The organism is Ochrobactrum sp. BTU2 (genome assembly GCF_024539785.1).
Lineage (GTDB): Bacteria > Pseudomonadota > Alphaproteobacteria > Rhizobiales > Rhizobiaceae > Brucella > Brucella anthropi.
On sequence record NZ_JAHWRG010000005.1, the window covers coordinates 256,064 to 271,947 of the forward strand.

Consider the following 15,884-nt stretch of genomic DNA (forward strand, 5'->3'; position numbering starts at 1 on the left):
TTAAAACAGATGTTTGCAGCGTGTTGTTCGTAAATTAGCGAAACTTCATGCGTGAGGTGAGAAATGACACAAGTTAGAACATCCTCTCCGCTGGCGGTGTCGGGTCTGGCGAAGACGTTCACGATGCACTTGCAAGGTGGCATTCAGTTGCCAGTCGTAAGTAACGTGGACTTCAATCTGGAAGCAGGCGAATGCGCCGTGCTTGGCGGACCTTCCGGTGCCGGTAAAAGCTCCATTCTCAAGATGGTCTATGGCAATTACGCTGTGAATGCAGGTTCGATCCTCATTCGTCACGAAGACCGTATGGTGGATCTGGCAACAGCCGATCCGCGCGAAGTGCTGGCGGTGCGGCGCGATACGATTGGCTATGTCAGCCAGTTTCTGCGCACACTGCCGCGCGTCGCGGCAATCGATGTGGTTGCCGAGCCTCTGGTTGCGCGTGGCGTCGATCGCGAAGTTGCGCTGAACCGCGCTCGCGAGCTTCTGTCACAGCTCAACCTGCCAGAAAGGCTTTGGGCCTTGCCGCCTGCAACCTTCTCCGGCGGCGAACAGCAGCGCGTGAACATCGCGCGCGGTTTCATCACGGATCATCCGGTACTGCTGCTCGATGAGCCGACCGCCTCGCTTGATGCCAAGAACCGTGCGGTCGTGGTTGATCTCATTAAGACCAAGAAGGAGCAGGGCGTCGCCATGCTAGGCATCTTCCACGATGAAGATGTGCGTACGGAGGTTGCGGACCGGATTATCGACGTGACAGCTTTCTCTCCGAGGGCCGCCGCATGACCAAGCTATCGGTAGAACCGCTGGTGCATAAAACCGCCATCGTCAGCGGTTGCACACTCGGTCGCTACACAGAGATAGGCGAGCGCAGCCGCGTTTCGGAAACTATGCTCGATGACTATTCCTATCTCGGCGTCGATTGCGAAATATGGTGCGCGGAAATTGGCAAGTTTTCCAATATCGCCAGCCATGTGCGTATCAACGCCACCAACCATCCGACATGGCGCCCGACGCTGCATCATTTCACCTACCGTGCCGGTGATTACTGGCCGGAGGAAAAGGATGAGACGGAGTTTTTCGAGTGGCGTCGTGGCAATGCGGTGAAAATCGGTCACGACACATGGCTCGGCCATGGCTCCACCATCTTGCCGGGTGTGACGGTTGGCAATGGTGCGGTTGTTGGGGCCGGAGCAGTGGTGAGCAAGGACGTGGCACCCTATACGATCGTGGGTGGTGTGCCTGCGCGTCTCATTCGCGAACGTTTCGATGCTGCGACCGGCAATCGTCTGGATCGGCTGGCCTGGTGGGACTGGAGCCATGATCGTCTGCGTGAAGCGCTCGATGATTTCCGCGCGCTCGATATCGAAGCTTTCCTCTCAAAATATGAAACGGCCGCCAACACAAATGCGGTCATGAAAGAGCTATCCAATGGCTAATGAAATCGTTCTGAAAAATGCGCAGATCGTGCTCGCTGACGAGATTGTTTCCGGTTCTATCCTGATCCGTGACGGCAAAATTGCAGCCATCAATCAGGGCTATGCCAATGGCGGCGATGACATGGATGGCGATTATGTCATTCCGGGCCTCATCGAATTGCACACCGACCAGCTGGAAAGCCATTACGCGCCGCGTCCGAAAGTGCGCTGGAATGTCGACGCTGCGGTTCAGGCCCATGATGCGCAGGTAGCAGCATCGGGCATCACGACGGTTTTCGATGCGATGCGTGTCGGCTCCGACTATGACCGCGACTTCGTTGGTAAGGATATGCGGATGCTTGCGGATGCCATTGAAAGCGGTGTTCGCGAAAATCGCCTGCGTGCAGACCACTTTTTGCATCTGCGCTGCGAAGTATCTTCGGCAGATTGTCTCGAAACGTTCGAGCTTTTTGCGGGCGATGACCGCGTCAAACTCGCTTCGCTGATGGATCATGCGCCGGGACAGCGTCAATTCGTTGATCTTGAGACCTATCGCACTTATTACATGCGCAAGATGAAGCTCACGGATGAGGAGTTCCGGGTGCATTGTGAGAAGCGTATGGCGGATTCGGACGCCTATTCGGCCAATCATCGCCGCGCCATTGCCGAAATGGCTGCGACACGTGGCATCGTTCTGGCCAGCCATGACGATGCGACCAGTGCGCATGTCGATGAATCGCTCGACCATGGCGTGCGGATTGCCGAGTTTCCGACCACGATGGAAGCGGCCAATGCTTCGAAAGGTGCGGGCCTCTCGATCCTGATGGGCGCGCCGAACATCGTTCGCGGTGGCTCGCATTCCGGCAATATCGCCGCGCGTGATCTCGTGGACAATGGCAGCCTCGACATCCTGTCTTCGGACTATATTCCGTTCAGCCTCATTCAGTCGGCTTTCGGCCTTGCTTCGGGTGAACGTCCGATTGCGCTGCCACAGGCTGTCCGCCTCGTGACCAAGAATCCTGCCGACGCCATGGCCATGGATGATCGCGGCGAAATCGCCATCGGCAAGCGCGCCGATCTCGTTCGCGTGCGCCCGAAAGGTGCAATCCCGGTTGTCCGTACGGTCTGGCGCGAAGGCGAACGGGTGCTTTGATGCAGATGCAATCCGATATGCCGAAAGGCTGTTTCGTCGCCGTCGTCGGCCCCAGCGGGGCCGGCAAGGATACGATCATGGATGCAGCGCGTGTGGCTCTTGCGGGCGACACGCGTTTTCATTTTGTGCGCCGCATCATCACCCGCCCGCAAATGCCGGGCACGGAAGATCATGACAGTCTGGATGAAGCATCTTTTGCAACAGCTGCAGGCGAGGGAGCCTTCGCTCTGCACTGGCAGGCGCATGGCCTGAGCTATGGATTGCCAAAATCACTGGAGGATGAAATCGCCGACGGTACGGTGGTGATCGCCAACGTTTCACGGCGAGTGCTTGGCGATATTCGCAGGCTCTACAAATCACGTTCTGTGGTCGTGATAACAGCCCGACCGGACGTTCTGGCAGAACGGCTTGCGTCGCGTGGTCGTGAAAGCCGGGAAGAAATCACCGCGCGACTTGCGCGTGAAGTGAGCTTCGATGACGATGCCGGAGATGTTGTCACAATAGACAATTCAGGTGATGTCAATGCATCCACAGAGACCTTCCTTCATCATTTGAAGGAAATAACTGTTAAAACAATTGCTTAGGTGAAATCTCTATAGCGGCGTGTAAATTTACACAAACGTCATTATGCTTTCATTGCAGTGTCATGGAAGCAATTCAAAGTGAGCATGAATGGAGACGAATTCATGCTTCAACTGAACAACATAACGCGCCGCTATAATGACAAGGTGGCGGTTTCGGGCGTGGACCTCGAAATCGAGCCGGGCACGTTTGTGGGAATTATCGGGCGCTCGGGCGCGGGAAAGTCGACGCTTCTGCGTATGATCAATCGCCTTGTCGAGCCGTCCGAGGGAACAATTCACTGGGATGGTCGTGATGTTACGGGCCTTAAAGGCTCGGGATTGCGTGACTGGCGCGCGCAATGTGCGATGATTTTCCAGCATTTCAATCTGGTTGATCGTCTGGATGTTCTGACCAATGTTCTGATGGGGCGTCTCAATTATGTTTCGACGCCCAAGTCGCTCCTGCGTATCTGGAGCGACGAAGAACGCCTGATCGCGCTTTCCGCTCTGCAGCAGTTCGATATTGCGCATCTTGCGGCGCACCGCGCCGATGAACTTTCGGGTGGCCAGCAGCAGCGCGTGGCGATTGCCCGCGCGCTCGTGCAGCAGCCACGCATTATTCTTGCCGATGAGCCTATTGCGTCGCTCGATCCGCGCAATACCCGCAGCGTCATGGACGCCCTGCGCCGCATCAATCGCGAATATGGCATTACGGTCCTCTGCAATCTGCACTCGCTCGATATTGCGCGCAGCTATTGCGACCGCCTCGTCGGCATGTCTGCTGGCAAGATCGTATTCCGTGGCACACCGTCGATGCTGACAGATATGGCATCACGTGACCTTTACGGCATGGAAGCCGCTGACGTCATCGACGCCGATGAACAGGCTGAAACAATGCCAATGCCAGTTCCGCAGTCGGCTGAAGCCGTTCTGCGCCAGCTTTCCGCCTGAGCGCATAAAGCTCCGGAAAAAACACGCTCCAAACTCAGGATTAACAGGAGATACCTATGCTTAACCGTAGAAACTTTCTGGCGGCGGCTGCGCTTACCGCAACGCTGACCATGCCAATGATGGCCTCCACCGCTCAGGCTGCTGACTGGAGCAAGGATTATCCGGAAATCGTTCTGGGCGTTATCCCGGCTGAAAACGCCTCGACCACTTCCGACCGTTATGCACCTCTGGCTGCATATCTCGGCAAGGAACTTGGCACCAAGGTCACGCTGCGCGTCGCCAACGACTACGCCGCCGTCATCGAAGGCCAGCGCGCCGGTAACATCCAGATCGCATTCTATGGCCCGGCTTCTTATGCCCGCGCCGTCATGACCGGCGTTGAAACCACTCCGCTCGTCAACCAGCGTCATGACACCGGCGTCAACGGCTACTACTCTGTCGTTTATGTTCGCGCCGACAGCCCCTACCAGAAAATGGATGACCTGAAGGGCAAGACCATTGCTCTCGTTGATCCGAACTCCACGTCGGGCAACAATGCTCCGCGCTTCTTCCTCAACCGCGAAGGCTATAGCGTCGATACGTTCTTCGGTAAGAACTTCTTTGCTGGCAGCCATGAAAATGCAGTTCTTGCTCTTGCGCAGGGCACCGCTGACGCCGCTGCCAACTCCTGGAACTCGGAAAACGATTCCAACCTGACCCGTATGGTCAGCCGCGGCGTTCTGAAAGACGCCAACGGCAAGGCAATGACGAAGGACGATTTCCGCGTCATCTTCAAGTCGGACTTCCTTCCAGAAGGCCCGTTCGCCGTTCTCAGCACGCTGCCAGACCAGTTGAAGGCAGACATCAAGCAGGCTTTCCTCGACATGCCAACCAAGGACAAGGCTGGCTTTGACGCCCTTTCCGACGGCAAGGATCAGGAATTCGTAGCCACCGAAGCTAAGGATTTCGAACCAATCATCGAGATGCTCAAGTTCAACGACAAGGCTCGCAAGTCTTAATCCGCAGAACAATTGAAGTGCCCGGAACCTAACCCGTTCCGGGCATTTTTTAGAGCATGATCCCGAAAAGTGGGAACCGGTTTTCGGACAAGATCATGCTTGATTAAAGGAATCTCGCATGACGGTATCCTCACTCGACGGCAACGGTGCAAAAGGCCTGCTTGCCGATTATCGCAGAGAAGTCGGCAAACGGCGTCTCTACGGTATCGCGCTGCTCCTCGCGCTTGTCGTTGTCGCCATTGCTGCCTCCGTCGTTGCCGATGTTCGGCCGGGCACACTGGTCGAAAATCTCTTTCGCTTTACAAGCTATCTCGGTCGCATTCTGCCGGATCTGACCATCGCCAATTTCTGGGGCGACCTCGCTGCCTGGTACTGGAACCTCGGCGGCTGGCTCAAGATGCTGTTTGAGACGCTGTTGATCGCCTATCTGGCGACATTGATCGGTGCAGTCGTCGCTTTCGCCGCTTCCTTCGCAGCATCATCCAACATGGCTCCCAATTCGACGGTTCGCTTCATCGTTCGTCGCGGGCTGGAATTGTTGCGTACGGTTCCAGAAATCGTCTTCGCGCTGCTGTTCGTTATCGCCTTCGGTCTTGGGCCGATGGCCGGTGTGCTGGCACTGATGCTTCATACGACAGGAGCACTGGGCAAGCTGTTCTCCGAAGTCGTCGAGAATATCGATATGCGCCCGGTAGAAGGTATTCGCGCATCGGGCGGCTCCGGCTTGCAGGTCATTCGCTTTGCCGTGCTGCCGCAAGTGGCCGCAAATTTTGCTTCCTATGGCCTGCTGCGCTTTGAAATCAACGTGCGCGGCGCTTCCGTCATGGGTTTTGTGGGGGCAGGCGGCATCGGGCAGGAACTGCTTACCTCGATCCGCCAGTTCTATTACAGCGATGTCAGCGCCATTCTGCTTCTGATCATCGTGACGATCGTCGTGATCGATCTTGTCACCCAGCGCGTGCGTCACGCACTGCTTGGCCGTATTGGTTGAGGAGAGAATTATGACCGACATTGCACAAAGTCTCTCCCGCGAAGCGCATGCGCACGAAAAGGAACTCAGAGCCGAATATGCCGATCTGTTCGGCAATGGGCGCACATGGCGCAATCTGGCGATTTTAACCGTAGCGCTTATCGCTTCGGTCTGGTTCGCCTTCTACTGGCTCGATTTTTCGCTGCTGCGCATTCTAAACGGCCTCGGTCGCCTCGGCGATTTCGCCTTGATGATGATGCCGCCATCATCCGGCGGTCGTTTCAGCCTTTATCTCTGGTCGATGATGGAAACGCTGGCAATCGCCTATCTCGGCACATTGCTGGCAGCGATCCTCGCTTTTCCATTCGGTTTTCTGGCGGCGAAGAACATCATTCCGAATGTCTTCCTGCATTTCGGCATCCGCCGCTTCCTCGATACCATTCGCGGCGTCGATACGCTGATCTGGGCGCTGATCTGGGTGTCGGTTGTGGGGCTTGGGCCGTTTGCCGGTATCCTCGCCATCGCCTGCTCGGATTTCGGCGCATTCGGCAAGCTGTTCTCGGAAGCCATTGAAGGGGCCGACAAGAAGCCGGTCGAAGGCGTGGTCTCGTCGGGTGGCGGCAAGCTGCACGGTTATCGCTTCGGCGTGCTGCCACAGGTTTTGCCACTGATCGGCAGTCAGGTGCTTTACTTCTTCGAGTCAAACACCCGTTCGGCAACGATCATCGGTATTGTTGGGGCAGGTGGCATCGGCGCGCATCTGGCGGAACAGATCAAGGTTCTGAACCTTCAGGACGTTTCCTTCCTGATCATCATGATCCTGATCGCTGTTGCCGTGATCGACTGGTTCTCGTCCAAGCTGCGTCACGCCATGATTGGCAAGAAGGCACAGAAATCGGCTTAACCGGTGATGAGTGTCTTGATGCCATCTGCAACGAACTGAACGGCAAGCGCTGCCAGAATGACGCCGAGAAGGCGGGTCAGGATGGAACGACCGGTTTCGCCCAGAAACCGGTCGACGCGCTCGGCCAGCAGCAGCACGAGATAGGTAATCAGCAGGCAGACGAAGATGACGCCAAGAAGGGCCAAACGCGGCCCGACGCCATGGAATGAGTCCGAGGTCAGCACGATTGCCGAAATTGCGCCCGGACCGGCAATCAGCGGAATGGCAAGCGGGAAAGCGGCAATATTGCGGATATGGTCCTTGGTGATGGCAACCTCGGCGCTCTTTTCCTTGCGCTCTGTCCGCTTCTCGAAAATCATCTCAAATGCGATCCAGAACAGCAACAGGCCACCGGCAACGCGGAACGCACCGATGGTAATGCCGAACATGCCGAGTATCTGCGCGCCCGCAATGGCAAAGAGCGCCATCACGATAAAACCGATGATGGAGGCGCGAAGCGCCACCTGTCCGCGGTGGTGCCGCTCCATGCCCGGCGTGAGCGCCAGAAACAATGGCGCCAGTCCGGGCGGATCGATTGTAACAAGCAGGGTGACGAACGCGCTGAAAACCGTATCGTAGAACCCCATACTGCACGCGCCCTTCTTGTTGGTATGTTATGCTCAATCGGATACATGGATTGTAGACGATCGACGGCACATGGTCGACGCAAAGCGCCCGTCCGGGCAACATCGTTGCTCAATCTTTATGTGAATATCTTTTAAGTCATTGAATTGACAGACGGAAATAGCCCGCCGAAACGGTCGTGAAATTGGCGTTTTTTGCTGGTTTCCGTTATAAAGTGACTTTATCGATTCTGTTGAGAAAGAAATCTGAATAGTGTCAGATCAAACGCCTCCACCCGGTTCCGACGATATGAATGGTGGCCCAAACGGCGGCCCTAGCGGTATCGAACCGATTTCCATTATCGAGGAGATGCAGCGCTCCTATCTCGATTACGCGATGAGCGTTATCGTGAGCCGTGCGCTGCCCGATGTGCGCGACGGCCTGAAGCCCGTGCATCGCCGCATTCTCCACGCCATGAACGAGATGAACCTCGCCTATAACCGCCCGTACCGTAAGTCGGCGGGTGTGGTCGGTGAGGTCATGGGTAAGTATCACCCGCATGGCGACGCTTCTATTTATGACGCTCTCGTGCGTATGGCGCAGGATTTCTCCATGCGCGATCCGCTTGTCGACGGGCAGGGCAATTTCGGCTCCATCGACGGCGATCCGCCGGCAGCGATGCGTTACACCGAATGCCGTCTGGAAAAGCTTACCGAATCCATCCTGTCGGACATCGACAAGGACACGGTCGACTTCCAGGACAATTATGACGGCCGCGAGCAGGAACCTGTGGTTATGCCTGCACGCTTCCCGAACCTGCTCGTCAACGGTTCGGGCGGTATCGCTGTCGGCATGGCGACCAACATTCCGCCACACAATCTCGGTGAAGTCATTGATGGCTGCGTAGCGCTCATCGAGAATCCGGCCATTCAGTTGGAAGAAATGATTGAGATCATCCCTGGTCCGGATTTCCCGACCGGTGGCATCATCCTCGGACGCGCAGGCATCAATTCCGCCTACACGACCGGGCGCGGTTCTGTGATCATGCGCGGGCGGGCCACCATTGAGCCGATGCGCGGTGACCGCGAAGCCATTATCATCACCGAGATCCCGTATCAGGTGAACAAGGCTTCGATGATCGAGAAAATGGCCGAACTGGTGCGCGACAAGCGCATCGAAGGCATTTCCGATCTGCGTGACGAATCCGACCGCGAAGGCTATCGCGTTGTGGTCGAACTCAAGCGCGACGCCGTTGCCGATGTCGTTCTGAACCAGCTCTATCGCTACACGCCGCTGCAAACCTCGTTCGGTTGCAACATGGTGGCGCTGAACGGCGGCAAGCCGGAACAGCTCAATCTGCTCGACATGCTGCGCGCTTTTGTTGCCTTCCGCGAGGAAGTCGTGACGCGCCGCACCAAGTTCCTGCTCAACAAGGCGCGCGACCGCGCGCATGTGTTGGTCGGCCTTGCAATTGCGGTCGCCAATATCGATGAGGTGATTGCACTCATCCGTCGTGCGCCCGATCCAACGACGGCCCGCGAGCAGTTGATGGAACGTCGCTGGCCTGCAGTCGATGTGGCTCCGCTGATCCGTCTCATCGACGATCCGCGCCATCGTATCAATGAAGACGACACCTATAACCTCTCCGAAGAACAGGCTCGTGCCATTCTCGACCTGCGTTTGCAGCGCCTGACCGCGCTCGGTCGCGACGAAGTGGCAGACGAACTGAACAAGATCGGCGAGGAAATCCGCGATTATCTCGACATTCTCTCGTCGCGCCTGCGCGTGATGACGATCGTCAAGGATGAGATGATTGCGGTTCGTGACGAGTTCGCCACGCCACGCCGCACCGAAATCGGTTTCGGTGGCGCCGAAATGGATGACGAAGACCTGATCGCCCGTGAGGATATGGTCGTCACCGTCAGCCATGCAGGCTATATCAAGCGCGTTCCGCTAACGACCTATCGTGCGCAGCGCCGCGGCGGCAAGGGCCGTTCCGGCATGGCGACTAAGGATGAGGATTTCGTAACACGTCTGTTTGTTGCCAATACGCATACGCCGGTTCTGTTCTTCTCCTCGCGTGGCATTGTCTACAAGGAGAAGGTCTGGCGTCTGCCTGTCGGTACACCGCAGTCGCGCGGCAAGGCGCTCATCAACATGCTGCCATTGCAGCAGGGCGAGCGCATCACCACAATCATGCCGTTGCCGGAGGATGAAGAATCCTGGGCAAATCTCGACGTCATGTTCTCGACCACGCGCGGTACGGTTCGCCGTAACAAGTTGTCCGACTTCGTTCAGGTCAACCGCAACGGCAAGATCGCGATGAAGTTGGAAGACGAGGGCGATGAAATCCTCTCCGTCGATACCTGTACGGAATTCGACGATGTGCTTCTGACCTGTGCCGGTGGCCAGTGCATTCGATTCCCGGTTACCGATGTGCGCGTCTTTGCAGGCCGCAACTCGATCGGCGTGCGCGGCATCAATCTGGCCGATGGCGACAAGGTCATCTCCATGGCGATCCTGCATCACGTCGATGCCGATGCATCAACCCGTTCCGCCTATCTCAAGCGTTCGATTGCCGAGCGCCGGGCGCAGGGTGCGGACGACGCAGACGACATCGTGGTTGTCGGCGAGGACGTCGGAACCGATGCGGAACTGACCGAAGAGCTCTATCAGGAGCTGAAGGCCCGCGAAGAAACCGTGCTGACTGTCAGCGAATACGGTTACGGCAAACGTTCCTCGTCCTACGAGTTCCGCGTTTCAGGCCGTGGCGGCAAGGGCATCCGCGCTACCGACACGTCGAAGACCGACGAAATCGGCAAGCTCGTTGCCCTGTTCCCGGTCGAGGCGAGCGACCAGATTCTGCTTGTTTCCGATGGCGGACAGCTCATTCGCGTACCGGTTGACGGTATCCGTATTGCCGGACGTTCCACCAAGGGCGTCACGATCTTCAACACGGCGGATGGCGAAAAGGTCGTCTCGGTCGAACGCATATCCGAAGCGGATAGCGATGAAGAAAACGGCAGTGAGGGCGAGGCAGCCTCTGAAGGCGAAGCACCAATCGCGGACACCGAAGAATAATAGAGAAGCCCGGGGTAGAGCATTTTCGAGCCAAAAGTGTGAAACAGTTTTGCATCGGATAATGCGACAAACCAACGGACCCGGGCTTTTTATATAGATCAATGAAAAAGGCCGATGGCGGGAACCATCGGCCTTTTTCAGATGCCAAGACTGGAGGAATTGGCGATCACAGAAACTCTTTCACAGCAAGCTCCAACGCTATTGCGTGAACTCGGCTGCTAATACTCAGCGCGAACGCATGTTGCGCAAGCTATTGATGTCAAATGTCACCTGACGCACGCGCTGACGCTTGGACTCGTTCTCTTCGAGAAGCAGTATGATTGCCGATGCAGCCATCGCGACCATCATGGATAATGCCAGAAGAAAGATCATCATCGTGTTATCCTTTCGACATACATACGCTTCAGAAGCGAAAAGGTTGCACCAAACTTGCACCTATCTTGGTAAATCGGTTGTGAACTTGTCGTGAAATTGCTGTTCATATCGCATTCATCTGGTTTCTTGGTTTCTGTTTTCTTATCGCAGTGGTTCTTGTTGAAAATCCCGTCAGAAAAGGCTAGCTGGAAGAAATGACGATCGCGATTTATGCGGGCTCCTTCGACCCGGTGACAAACGGCCATATGGATGTCCTCAAAGGTGCCTTGCGCCTTGCCGACGAGGTTATTGTCGCGATCGGCGTTCATCCCGGCAAAAAACCTCTCTTCACCTTCGAGGAACGCGTGGCGCTCATCGGTGAAAGCTCCAAGGCCATATTGGGCAAGGATGCAGGCCGGGTATCGGTCATTTCCTTCGACGGGCTGGTTATCGATGCAGCGCGCAAACATGCCGCACAATTGATGGTGCGTGGTTTGCGCGATGGCACCGATCTCGACTATGAAATGCAGATGGCGGGCATGAACGGCACTATGGCGCCGGAATTGCAGACCGTATTCCTGCCGGCAGACCCGGCAGTACGCACAATTACCGCCACATTGGTCCGCCAGATTGCCTCCATGGGCGGCGATATAAAGCCCTTCGTTCCTGCGGCTGTTGCTGCCGCCTTGAACACCAAATTCAAATCCTGACTGCAGGGAGTTTTTCGATCATGTCTTTCATCCGTTCGGCGCTTGCCGCTGTTGCCTTTATCGCGCTGTCGCAAGGGGCGGTCCAGACGGCTTCCGCCGCCAATGCCGAAAACACCGTCGTTCTCAAGCTGAAGGACGGCGACGTTGCCATCCAGCTTCGTCCCGACCTCGCGCCGAAGCATGTCGCCCAGATTGAAAAGCTGGTCGGGGAAGGCGCTTATAACGGCGTTGCCTTCCACCGCGTCATTCCGGGCTTCATGGCCCAGACCGGCGATGTAAAGTTCGGTAACGTGGACAAGGGTTTCGATGCTTCGCGCGTCGGCACCGGCGGTTCCGACTATCCCGATATTCCGGCAGAGTTCTCAAAAGAACCCTTCGTGCGCGGCACGGTCGGCATGGCCCGCAGCCAGAACCCGAATTCGGCCAATTCGCAATTCTTCATCATGTTTGCGGACGGCGCATTCCTCAACGGCCAGTACACTGTGGTCGGCAAGGTTGTCAGCGGCATGGATATCGTCGACAAGATAAAGAAGGGTAGCGAAGCCGATAATGGCGCCGTGGAAAACCCCGATAAGATCATCAAGGCCACGCTTCAGGCCGATAAAAAGTAAAATACGATAAGAAGTAAATACAAGGAGAGGCCCAATGGCTTACAAAGACCCTGAAAACACGCTCGTTCTGGAAACCACCAAGGGCAACGTCGTTCTTGAACTCTATCCAGACCTCGCGCCGGATCATGTTGCGCGCGTCAAGGAACTGGCTCGCGAAGGCGCTTATGACGGCGTTGTGTTCCACCGCGTAATCGACGGATTCATGGCACAGACCGGCGACGTGAAGTTCGGCAAGACCGGCGGCGCGCATTTCAATGGCTCGCGTGCGGGCATGGGCGGTTCGGACAAGCCAGACCTGAAGGCTGAATTCTCCAACACGCCGCACAAGCGTGGCACTGCTTCGATGGCCCGTTCGGCCAACCCGAATTCGGCCAATTCGCAGTTCTTCATCTGCTTTGCCGACGCTCCGTGGCTCGACCGCCAGTACAGCGTCTGGGGCCAGGTCATTGAAGGCATGGACAATGTCGACAAGATCAAGCGCGGTGAGCCTGTTGCCGATCCGGACACGATCGTGACGGCGCGCATCGCTGCCGACATCTGATCCTGCCGATTTCATTGAGAAATTACGGCTCCGGTTCATACCGGGGCCGTAATTTGTTTACCGCATTTCCGAACGCAAAACCGCTTCGCACTTTTGCTGGAAATGCTTTAGAGGTTCATAATGCGTGTTGATCTTTTCGATTTCGATTTGCCGGAAGAGAGCATTGCTCTGCGTCCAGCCGAACCACGTGACCACGCCAGACTGTTGCGTGTCCGTCCCGGCCAGCCATTCGAAGATCGACAGGTGTTCGAGCTGCCCGATCTATTGCAACCCGGCGATGCGCTTGTTTTCAATGATACCAAGGTGATACCCGCGCAGCTTGAAGGCATGCGCGAGCGCGATGGCAATATTTCGCAGGTCAGCGCCACGTTGCATATGCGCACCGGTCCGGATCGCTGGAAAGCGTTTCTGCGTCCGGGCAAGCGCGTAAAGGAGGGCGACCGCATCCGTTTCGGCCATTCCGGTTCAAGCTGCTTCCTTGGTACACTTGATGCCACCGTGGCGGAAAAGGGCGATGCGGGCGAAGCGCTTCTCGTGTTCGACCTTTCCGGCGCCATGCTGGATGAGGCCATCGCATCGGTCGGGCATATTCCACTGCCACCCTATATCGCGTCGAAGCGCGCCGAAGACGAGCGCGACCGCAAGGACTATCAGACGGTCTATGCCCGCGAAGAGGGCGCTGTTGCCGCTCCCACTGCCGGATTGCATTTCACGCCCGATCTTCTGGAAAAGATCAAGGCCAAAGGCGTTGAAGAACATTTCGTAACGCTGCATGTGGGGGCGGGAACGTTCTTGCCGGTCAAGGCCGACGATACGACCGACCACAAGATGCATTCTGAAATCGGTTATGTGTCGCAGCGGACCGCCGATGCGCTCAATGCTGTGCACGAGCGGGGCGGCAAGATCATCTGCGTTGGTACGACGTCGCTGCGCCTGATCGAAAGTGCTGCGGGCGAAGATGGCATCATCCGTCCGTGGGCCGGTGCGACCGATATCTTCATCACGCCGGGCTACAAGTTCCGTGCAGTCGATCTGCTGATGACCAACTTCCATCTGCCGCGCTCGACGCTGTTCATGCTGGTATCGGCCTTCAGCGGCTTTGAGACGATGCACGCCGCCTATGAACACGCCATCAGCAATGGCTATCGCTTTTATTCCTATGGTGACGCCAGCTTGCTTGAGCGGGCCGACAAAGCTAAAGACACCGCATGACTCTGGAAAATCTAAAGACAAGCGAAAACTTCGAATTCAAAGTGCTGGCAACCGACGGCGCTGCTCGTCAGGGCGAGATTTCCATGCCGCGCGGCGTGGTGCGCACGCCTGCCTTCATGCCGGTCGGTACGGCTGGCACGGTCAAGGCCATGTATATGGACCAGGTGAAAGAACTTGGCGCCGATATCATCCTTGGCAATACCTATCACCTGATGCTGCGGCCGGGTGCCGAGCGCGTGGCGCGGTTGGGTGGCCTGCATGAGTTCGGCGGCTGGAAAGGCCCGATCCTGACCGATTCCGGTGGTTTTCAGGTCATGTCGCTCGCGCAATTGCGCAAGCTCGACGAGAAAGGCGTGACATTCCGCTCGCATATCGATGGCAAGCCTTATGAAATGACGCCGGAGCGATCCATCGAGATTCAGGGGCTGCTGGATAGCGATATCCAGATGCAGCTCGATGAATGCGTGGCGCTGCCTTCACCGGAAAAGAACACCGAGCGCGCAATGGAATTGTCGCTGCGCTGGGCCGAACGCTGCAAGGTCGCTTTCGGCATTCAGCCGGGCAAAGCGATGTTCGGCATCGTGCAGGGCGGCGATGTAGCGCGTCTGCGTGAGAAATCGGCGGAAGCGCTGAAGGCCATGGATCTCAAGGGCTATTCGGTCGGTGGACTTGCGGTCGGCGAGCCGCAGCAGGTCATGCTCGACATGCTGGAAGTGGTCTGCCCGATCCTGCCATCGGAAAAGCCCCGCTACCTGATGGGTGTCGGCACGCCGGACGATATTCTGAAGTCGGTGGCGCGCGGGATCGACATGTTCGATTGCGTGATGCCGACGCGCGCAGGCCGTCACGGCCTCGCATTTACGCGCTTTGGCAAAGTGAACCTGCGTAATGCGCGCCATGCAGACGATCATCGCCCGCTCGATCCGGAATCAGATTGTCCGGCATCGCGCGACTATAGCCGCGCCTATCTGCACCATCTGGTAAAATCCGGTGAAGCGCTCGGCGCCATGCTCCTGACCTGGAATAACCTGGCCTATTATCAGTATCTGATGAAGGGCATCCGCGCATCGATTGCCGACGGGCGTTTTGGCGATTTTTCCGCCGAAACTTCGGAAGGATGGGCGAGGGGTGATATTCCCGCGCTCTGATTCGAAACTTGCTAAAATTAAGGGCGCCCGGCGCCCTTTTTCTTTATAGCTGTCAGTTTTCTGTCAGCATGTTTTCCAAACGGACGAGAACGGCGCGCTGTTCCTCATCGTTCAGAATTTCACATTCCATCAGTTTGGAGCATTCGAGACCCGCGACGGCCAGGTAGACAATCAGCGCGGTATCGGAATCGGTCGTGTCCTTGATCATGCGGTCGAGAAATGCCCTGTGATATCGGCGAACCGGCACCATGAAACCGGGATCTTCGGCAAGCGCGGCAAGGACACCACAAGCCGGTGGCTCATCATCGGCCTGAACCCGGTAAACATCGAGAAAAGCCCGTGCCACGCGGTTTTTATCGCCTTTCTGGAGTGTTTCCTGAACCTCCATGGCGTGTTCGTGCTCTTTCATATATTCTTCGACCACCGCTTCGAGCAGTTTGGCCTTTGTCGGAAAAGAATAAAGTAATCCGCCTTTTGAAAGGCCCGCACGGGCTGCTACAGCATCGAGAGACAGGTGAGCGGGTCCGATCTCACGGGCAAGCTCAGTAGCAGCGCGCAAAATACGCTCGCGCGACGAGACCTTCTTTTTTGTTAGCAATTTACTGGTGTCTCCTGACAGTTCGTATGTTGACAATACCGTCCAGACGGTACAGTTATTCGCCACTTTCAT

General features: G+C 56.7%; 17 protein-coding genes. 14 read left to right on the top strand and 3 right to left on the bottom strand.

The window, feature by feature from the left end; all coding sequences use genetic code 11:
* The first annotated feature begins 63 nt into the window (after positions 1–63).
* The 8 genes from phnL (at position 64) to phnE (KWJ32_RS17110) (ending at position 6,954) form a co-directional block, all read left to right on the top strand.
* Positions 64–783 carry a phosphonate C-P lyase system protein PhnL gene (phnL, locus tag KWJ32_RS17075; protein ID WP_012092081.1) on the top strand — a complete coding sequence of 240 codons (720 nt, stop codon included), beginning with the start codon at positions 64–66 and terminating at the stop codon, positions 781–783.
* Positions 780–1,436: a DapH/DapD/GlmU-related protein gene (locus KWJ32_RS17080; RefSeq protein ID WP_012092080.1), complete on the top strand. Its 657-nt coding sequence runs from the start codon at positions 780–782 to the stop codon at positions 1,434–1,436. Before phnL ends, KWJ32_RS17080 begins: the two co-directional genes overlap by 4 nt.
* On the top strand, positions 1,429–2,568 hold the full coding sequence (locus tag KWJ32_RS17085; RefSeq protein ID WP_012092079.1) for an alpha-D-ribose 1-methylphosphonate 5-triphosphate diphosphatase: 1,140 nt from the start codon (positions 1,429–1,431) through the stop codon (positions 2,566–2,568). The genes KWJ32_RS17080 and KWJ32_RS17085 overlap by 8 nt, the downstream gene beginning before the upstream one ends.
* 5 nt (positions 2,569–2,573) lie before the next feature.
* Positions 2,574–3,152 carry a phosphonate metabolism protein/1,5-bisphosphokinase (PRPP-forming) PhnN gene (phnN, locus tag KWJ32_RS17090; protein WP_036586893.1) on the top strand — a complete coding sequence of 193 codons (579 nt, stop codon included), beginning with the start codon at positions 2,574–2,576 and terminating at the stop codon, positions 3,150–3,152.
* A 102-nt stretch (positions 3,153–3,254) separates the two neighbouring features.
* Positions 3,255–4,082: a phosphonate ABC transporter ATP-binding protein gene (phnC, locus tag KWJ32_RS17095; protein WP_012092077.1), complete on the top strand. Its 828-nt coding sequence runs from the start codon at positions 3,255–3,257 to the stop codon at positions 4,080–4,082.
* 56 nt (positions 4,083–4,138) lie between these two features.
* A complete protein-coding gene (gene phnD / locus KWJ32_RS17100; protein ID WP_012092076.1) occupies positions 4,139–5,080 on the top strand; it encodes a phosphonate ABC transporter substrate-binding protein in 942 nt (313 codons plus the stop codon).
* A gap of 118 nt (positions 5,081–5,198) precedes the next feature.
* Positions 5,199–6,071, top strand: coding sequence for a phosphonate ABC transporter, permease protein PhnE (gene phnE, locus KWJ32_RS17105; protein WP_012092075.1), 873 nt, complete (start codon positions 5,199–5,201; stop codon positions 6,069–6,071).
* Between the two features lie 10 nt (positions 6,072–6,081).
* Positions 6,082–6,954, top strand: coding sequence for a phosphonate ABC transporter, permease protein PhnE (gene phnE, locus KWJ32_RS17110; RefSeq protein ID WP_012092074.1), 873 nt, complete (start codon positions 6,082–6,084; stop codon positions 6,952–6,954).
* Here phnE (KWJ32_RS17110) and KWJ32_RS17115 read toward each other — a convergent pair.
* A complete protein-coding gene (locus tag KWJ32_RS17115; protein ID WP_012092073.1) occupies positions 6,951–7,580 on the bottom strand; it encodes a MarC family protein in 630 nt (209 codons plus the stop codon). The two genes, phnE (KWJ32_RS17110) and KWJ32_RS17115, sit on opposite strands and share 4 nt — an antisense overlap.
* Positions 7,581–7,866: 286 nt before the next feature.
* On the opposite strand from KWJ32_RS17115, the gene gyrA reads away from it, so the two are divergent.
* Entirely contained in the window at positions 7,867–10,638 is a 2,772-nt protein-coding gene (gene gyrA, locus KWJ32_RS17120) for a DNA gyrase subunit A (RefSeq protein WP_012092072.1), read from the top strand.
* 225 nt (positions 10,639–10,863) lie between these two features.
* Here gyrA and KWJ32_RS17125 read toward each other — a convergent pair whose 3' ends face one another.
* Positions 10,864–11,013 carry a hypothetical protein gene (locus KWJ32_RS17125; RefSeq protein ID WP_010660118.1) on the bottom strand — a complete coding sequence of 50 codons (150 nt, stop codon included), beginning with the start codon at positions 11,011–11,013 and terminating at the stop codon, positions 10,864–10,866.
* Positions 11,014–11,207: 194 nt separating this feature from the next.
* Between KWJ32_RS17125 and coaD the strand changes: the two genes are divergently transcribed.
* The 5 genes from coaD to tgt all read left to right on the top strand — a co-directional run bounded on the left by coaD (position 11,208) and on the right by tgt (position 15,214).
* The gene (gene coaD, locus KWJ32_RS17130; protein ID WP_012092071.1) at positions 11,208–11,702 is read left to right on the top strand and encodes a pantetheine-phosphate adenylyltransferase; all 495 of its coding nucleotides are present in this window, start codon (positions 11,208–11,210) and stop codon (positions 11,700–11,702) included.
* A 20-nt stretch (positions 11,703–11,722) separates the two neighbouring features.
* Complete coding sequence (locus KWJ32_RS17135; protein WP_012092070.1) at positions 11,723–12,313, top strand: peptidylprolyl isomerase; 591 nt, start codon at positions 11,723–11,725, stop codon at positions 12,311–12,313.
* Between the two features lie 34 nt (positions 12,314–12,347).
* On the top strand, positions 12,348–12,854 hold the full coding sequence (locus KWJ32_RS17140) for a peptidylprolyl isomerase (protein ID WP_012092069.1): 507 nt from the start codon (positions 12,348–12,350) through the stop codon (positions 12,852–12,854).
* Positions 12,855–12,974: 120 nt separating this feature from the next.
* Positions 12,975–14,066 carry a tRNA preQ1(34) S-adenosylmethionine ribosyltransferase-isomerase QueA gene (gene queA, locus KWJ32_RS17145; RefSeq protein ID WP_012092068.1) on the top strand — a complete coding sequence of 364 codons (1,092 nt, stop codon included), beginning with the start codon at positions 12,975–12,977 and terminating at the stop codon, positions 14,064–14,066.
* Positions 14,063–15,214, top strand: a complete 1,152-nt coding sequence (tgt, locus tag KWJ32_RS17150; protein ID WP_012092067.1) for a tRNA guanosine(34) transglycosylase Tgt — start codon at positions 14,063–14,065, stop codon at positions 15,212–15,214. Before queA ends, tgt begins: the two co-directional genes overlap by 4 nt.
* Positions 15,215–15,266: 52 nt before the next feature.
* On the opposite strand, the gene KWJ32_RS17155 is transcribed toward tgt, so the two are convergent.
* Positions 15,267–15,812, bottom strand: coding sequence for a TetR/AcrR family transcriptional regulator (locus KWJ32_RS17155; RefSeq protein ID WP_040129306.1), 546 nt, complete (start codon positions 15,810–15,812; stop codon positions 15,267–15,269).
* Positions 15,813–15,884: the final 72 nt, after the last annotated feature.

Bases quoted from the DNA above. Each gene is read 5' to 3' on its own strand.
- tgt (WP_012092067.1), top strand. From the start codon at position 14,063: ATGACTCTGGAAAATCTAAAGACAAGCGAAAACTTCGAATTCAAAGTG.
- phnL (WP_012092081.1), top strand. From the start codon at position 64: ATGACACAAGTTAGAACATCCTCTCCGCTGGCGGTGTCGGGTCTGGCG.
- KWJ32_RS17115 (WP_012092073.1), bottom strand. From the start codon at position 7,580: ATGGGGTTCTACGATACGGTTTTCAGCGCGTTCGTCACCCTGCTTGTT.
- phnN (WP_036586893.1), top strand. From the start codon at position 2,574: ATGCAATCCGATATGCCGAAAGGCTGTTTCGTCGCCGTCGTCGGCCCC.
- KWJ32_RS17125 (WP_010660118.1), bottom strand. From the start codon at position 11,013: ATGATGATCTTTCTTCTGGCATTATCCATGATGGTCGCGATGGCTGCA.
- KWJ32_RS17135 (WP_012092070.1), top strand. From the start codon at position 11,723: ATGTCTTTCATCCGTTCGGCGCTTGCCGCTGTTGCCTTTATCGCGCTG.
- phnD (WP_012092076.1), top strand. From the start codon at position 4,139: ATGCTTAACCGTAGAAACTTTCTGGCGGCGGCTGCGCTTACCGCAACG.
- KWJ32_RS17080 (WP_012092080.1), top strand. From the start codon at position 780: ATGACCAAGCTATCGGTAGAACCGCTGGTGCATAAAACCGCCATCGTC.
- phnE (WP_012092075.1), top strand. From the start codon at position 5,199: ATGACGGTATCCTCACTCGACGGCAACGGTGCAAAAGGCCTGCTTGCC.
- KWJ32_RS17085 (WP_012092079.1), top strand. From the start codon at position 1,429: ATGGCTAATGAAATCGTTCTGAAAAATGCGCAGATCGTGCTCGCTGAC.
- coaD (WP_012092071.1), top strand. From the start codon at position 11,208: ATGACGATCGCGATTTATGCGGGCTCCTTCGACCCGGTGACAAACGGC.
- phnC (WP_012092077.1), top strand. From the start codon at position 3,255: ATGCTTCAACTGAACAACATAACGCGCCGCTATAATGACAAGGTGGCG.
- queA (WP_012092068.1), top strand. From the start codon at position 12,975: ATGCGTGTTGATCTTTTCGATTTCGATTTGCCGGAAGAGAGCATTGCT.
- KWJ32_RS17140 (WP_012092069.1), top strand. From the start codon at position 12,348: ATGGCTTACAAAGACCCTGAAAACACGCTCGTTCTGGAAACCACCAAG.
- gyrA (WP_012092072.1), top strand. From the start codon at position 7,867: ATGAATGGTGGCCCAAACGGCGGCCCTAGCGGTATCGAACCGATTTCC.
- phnE (WP_012092074.1), top strand. From the start codon at position 6,082: ATGACCGACATTGCACAAAGTCTCTCCCGCGAAGCGCATGCGCACGAA.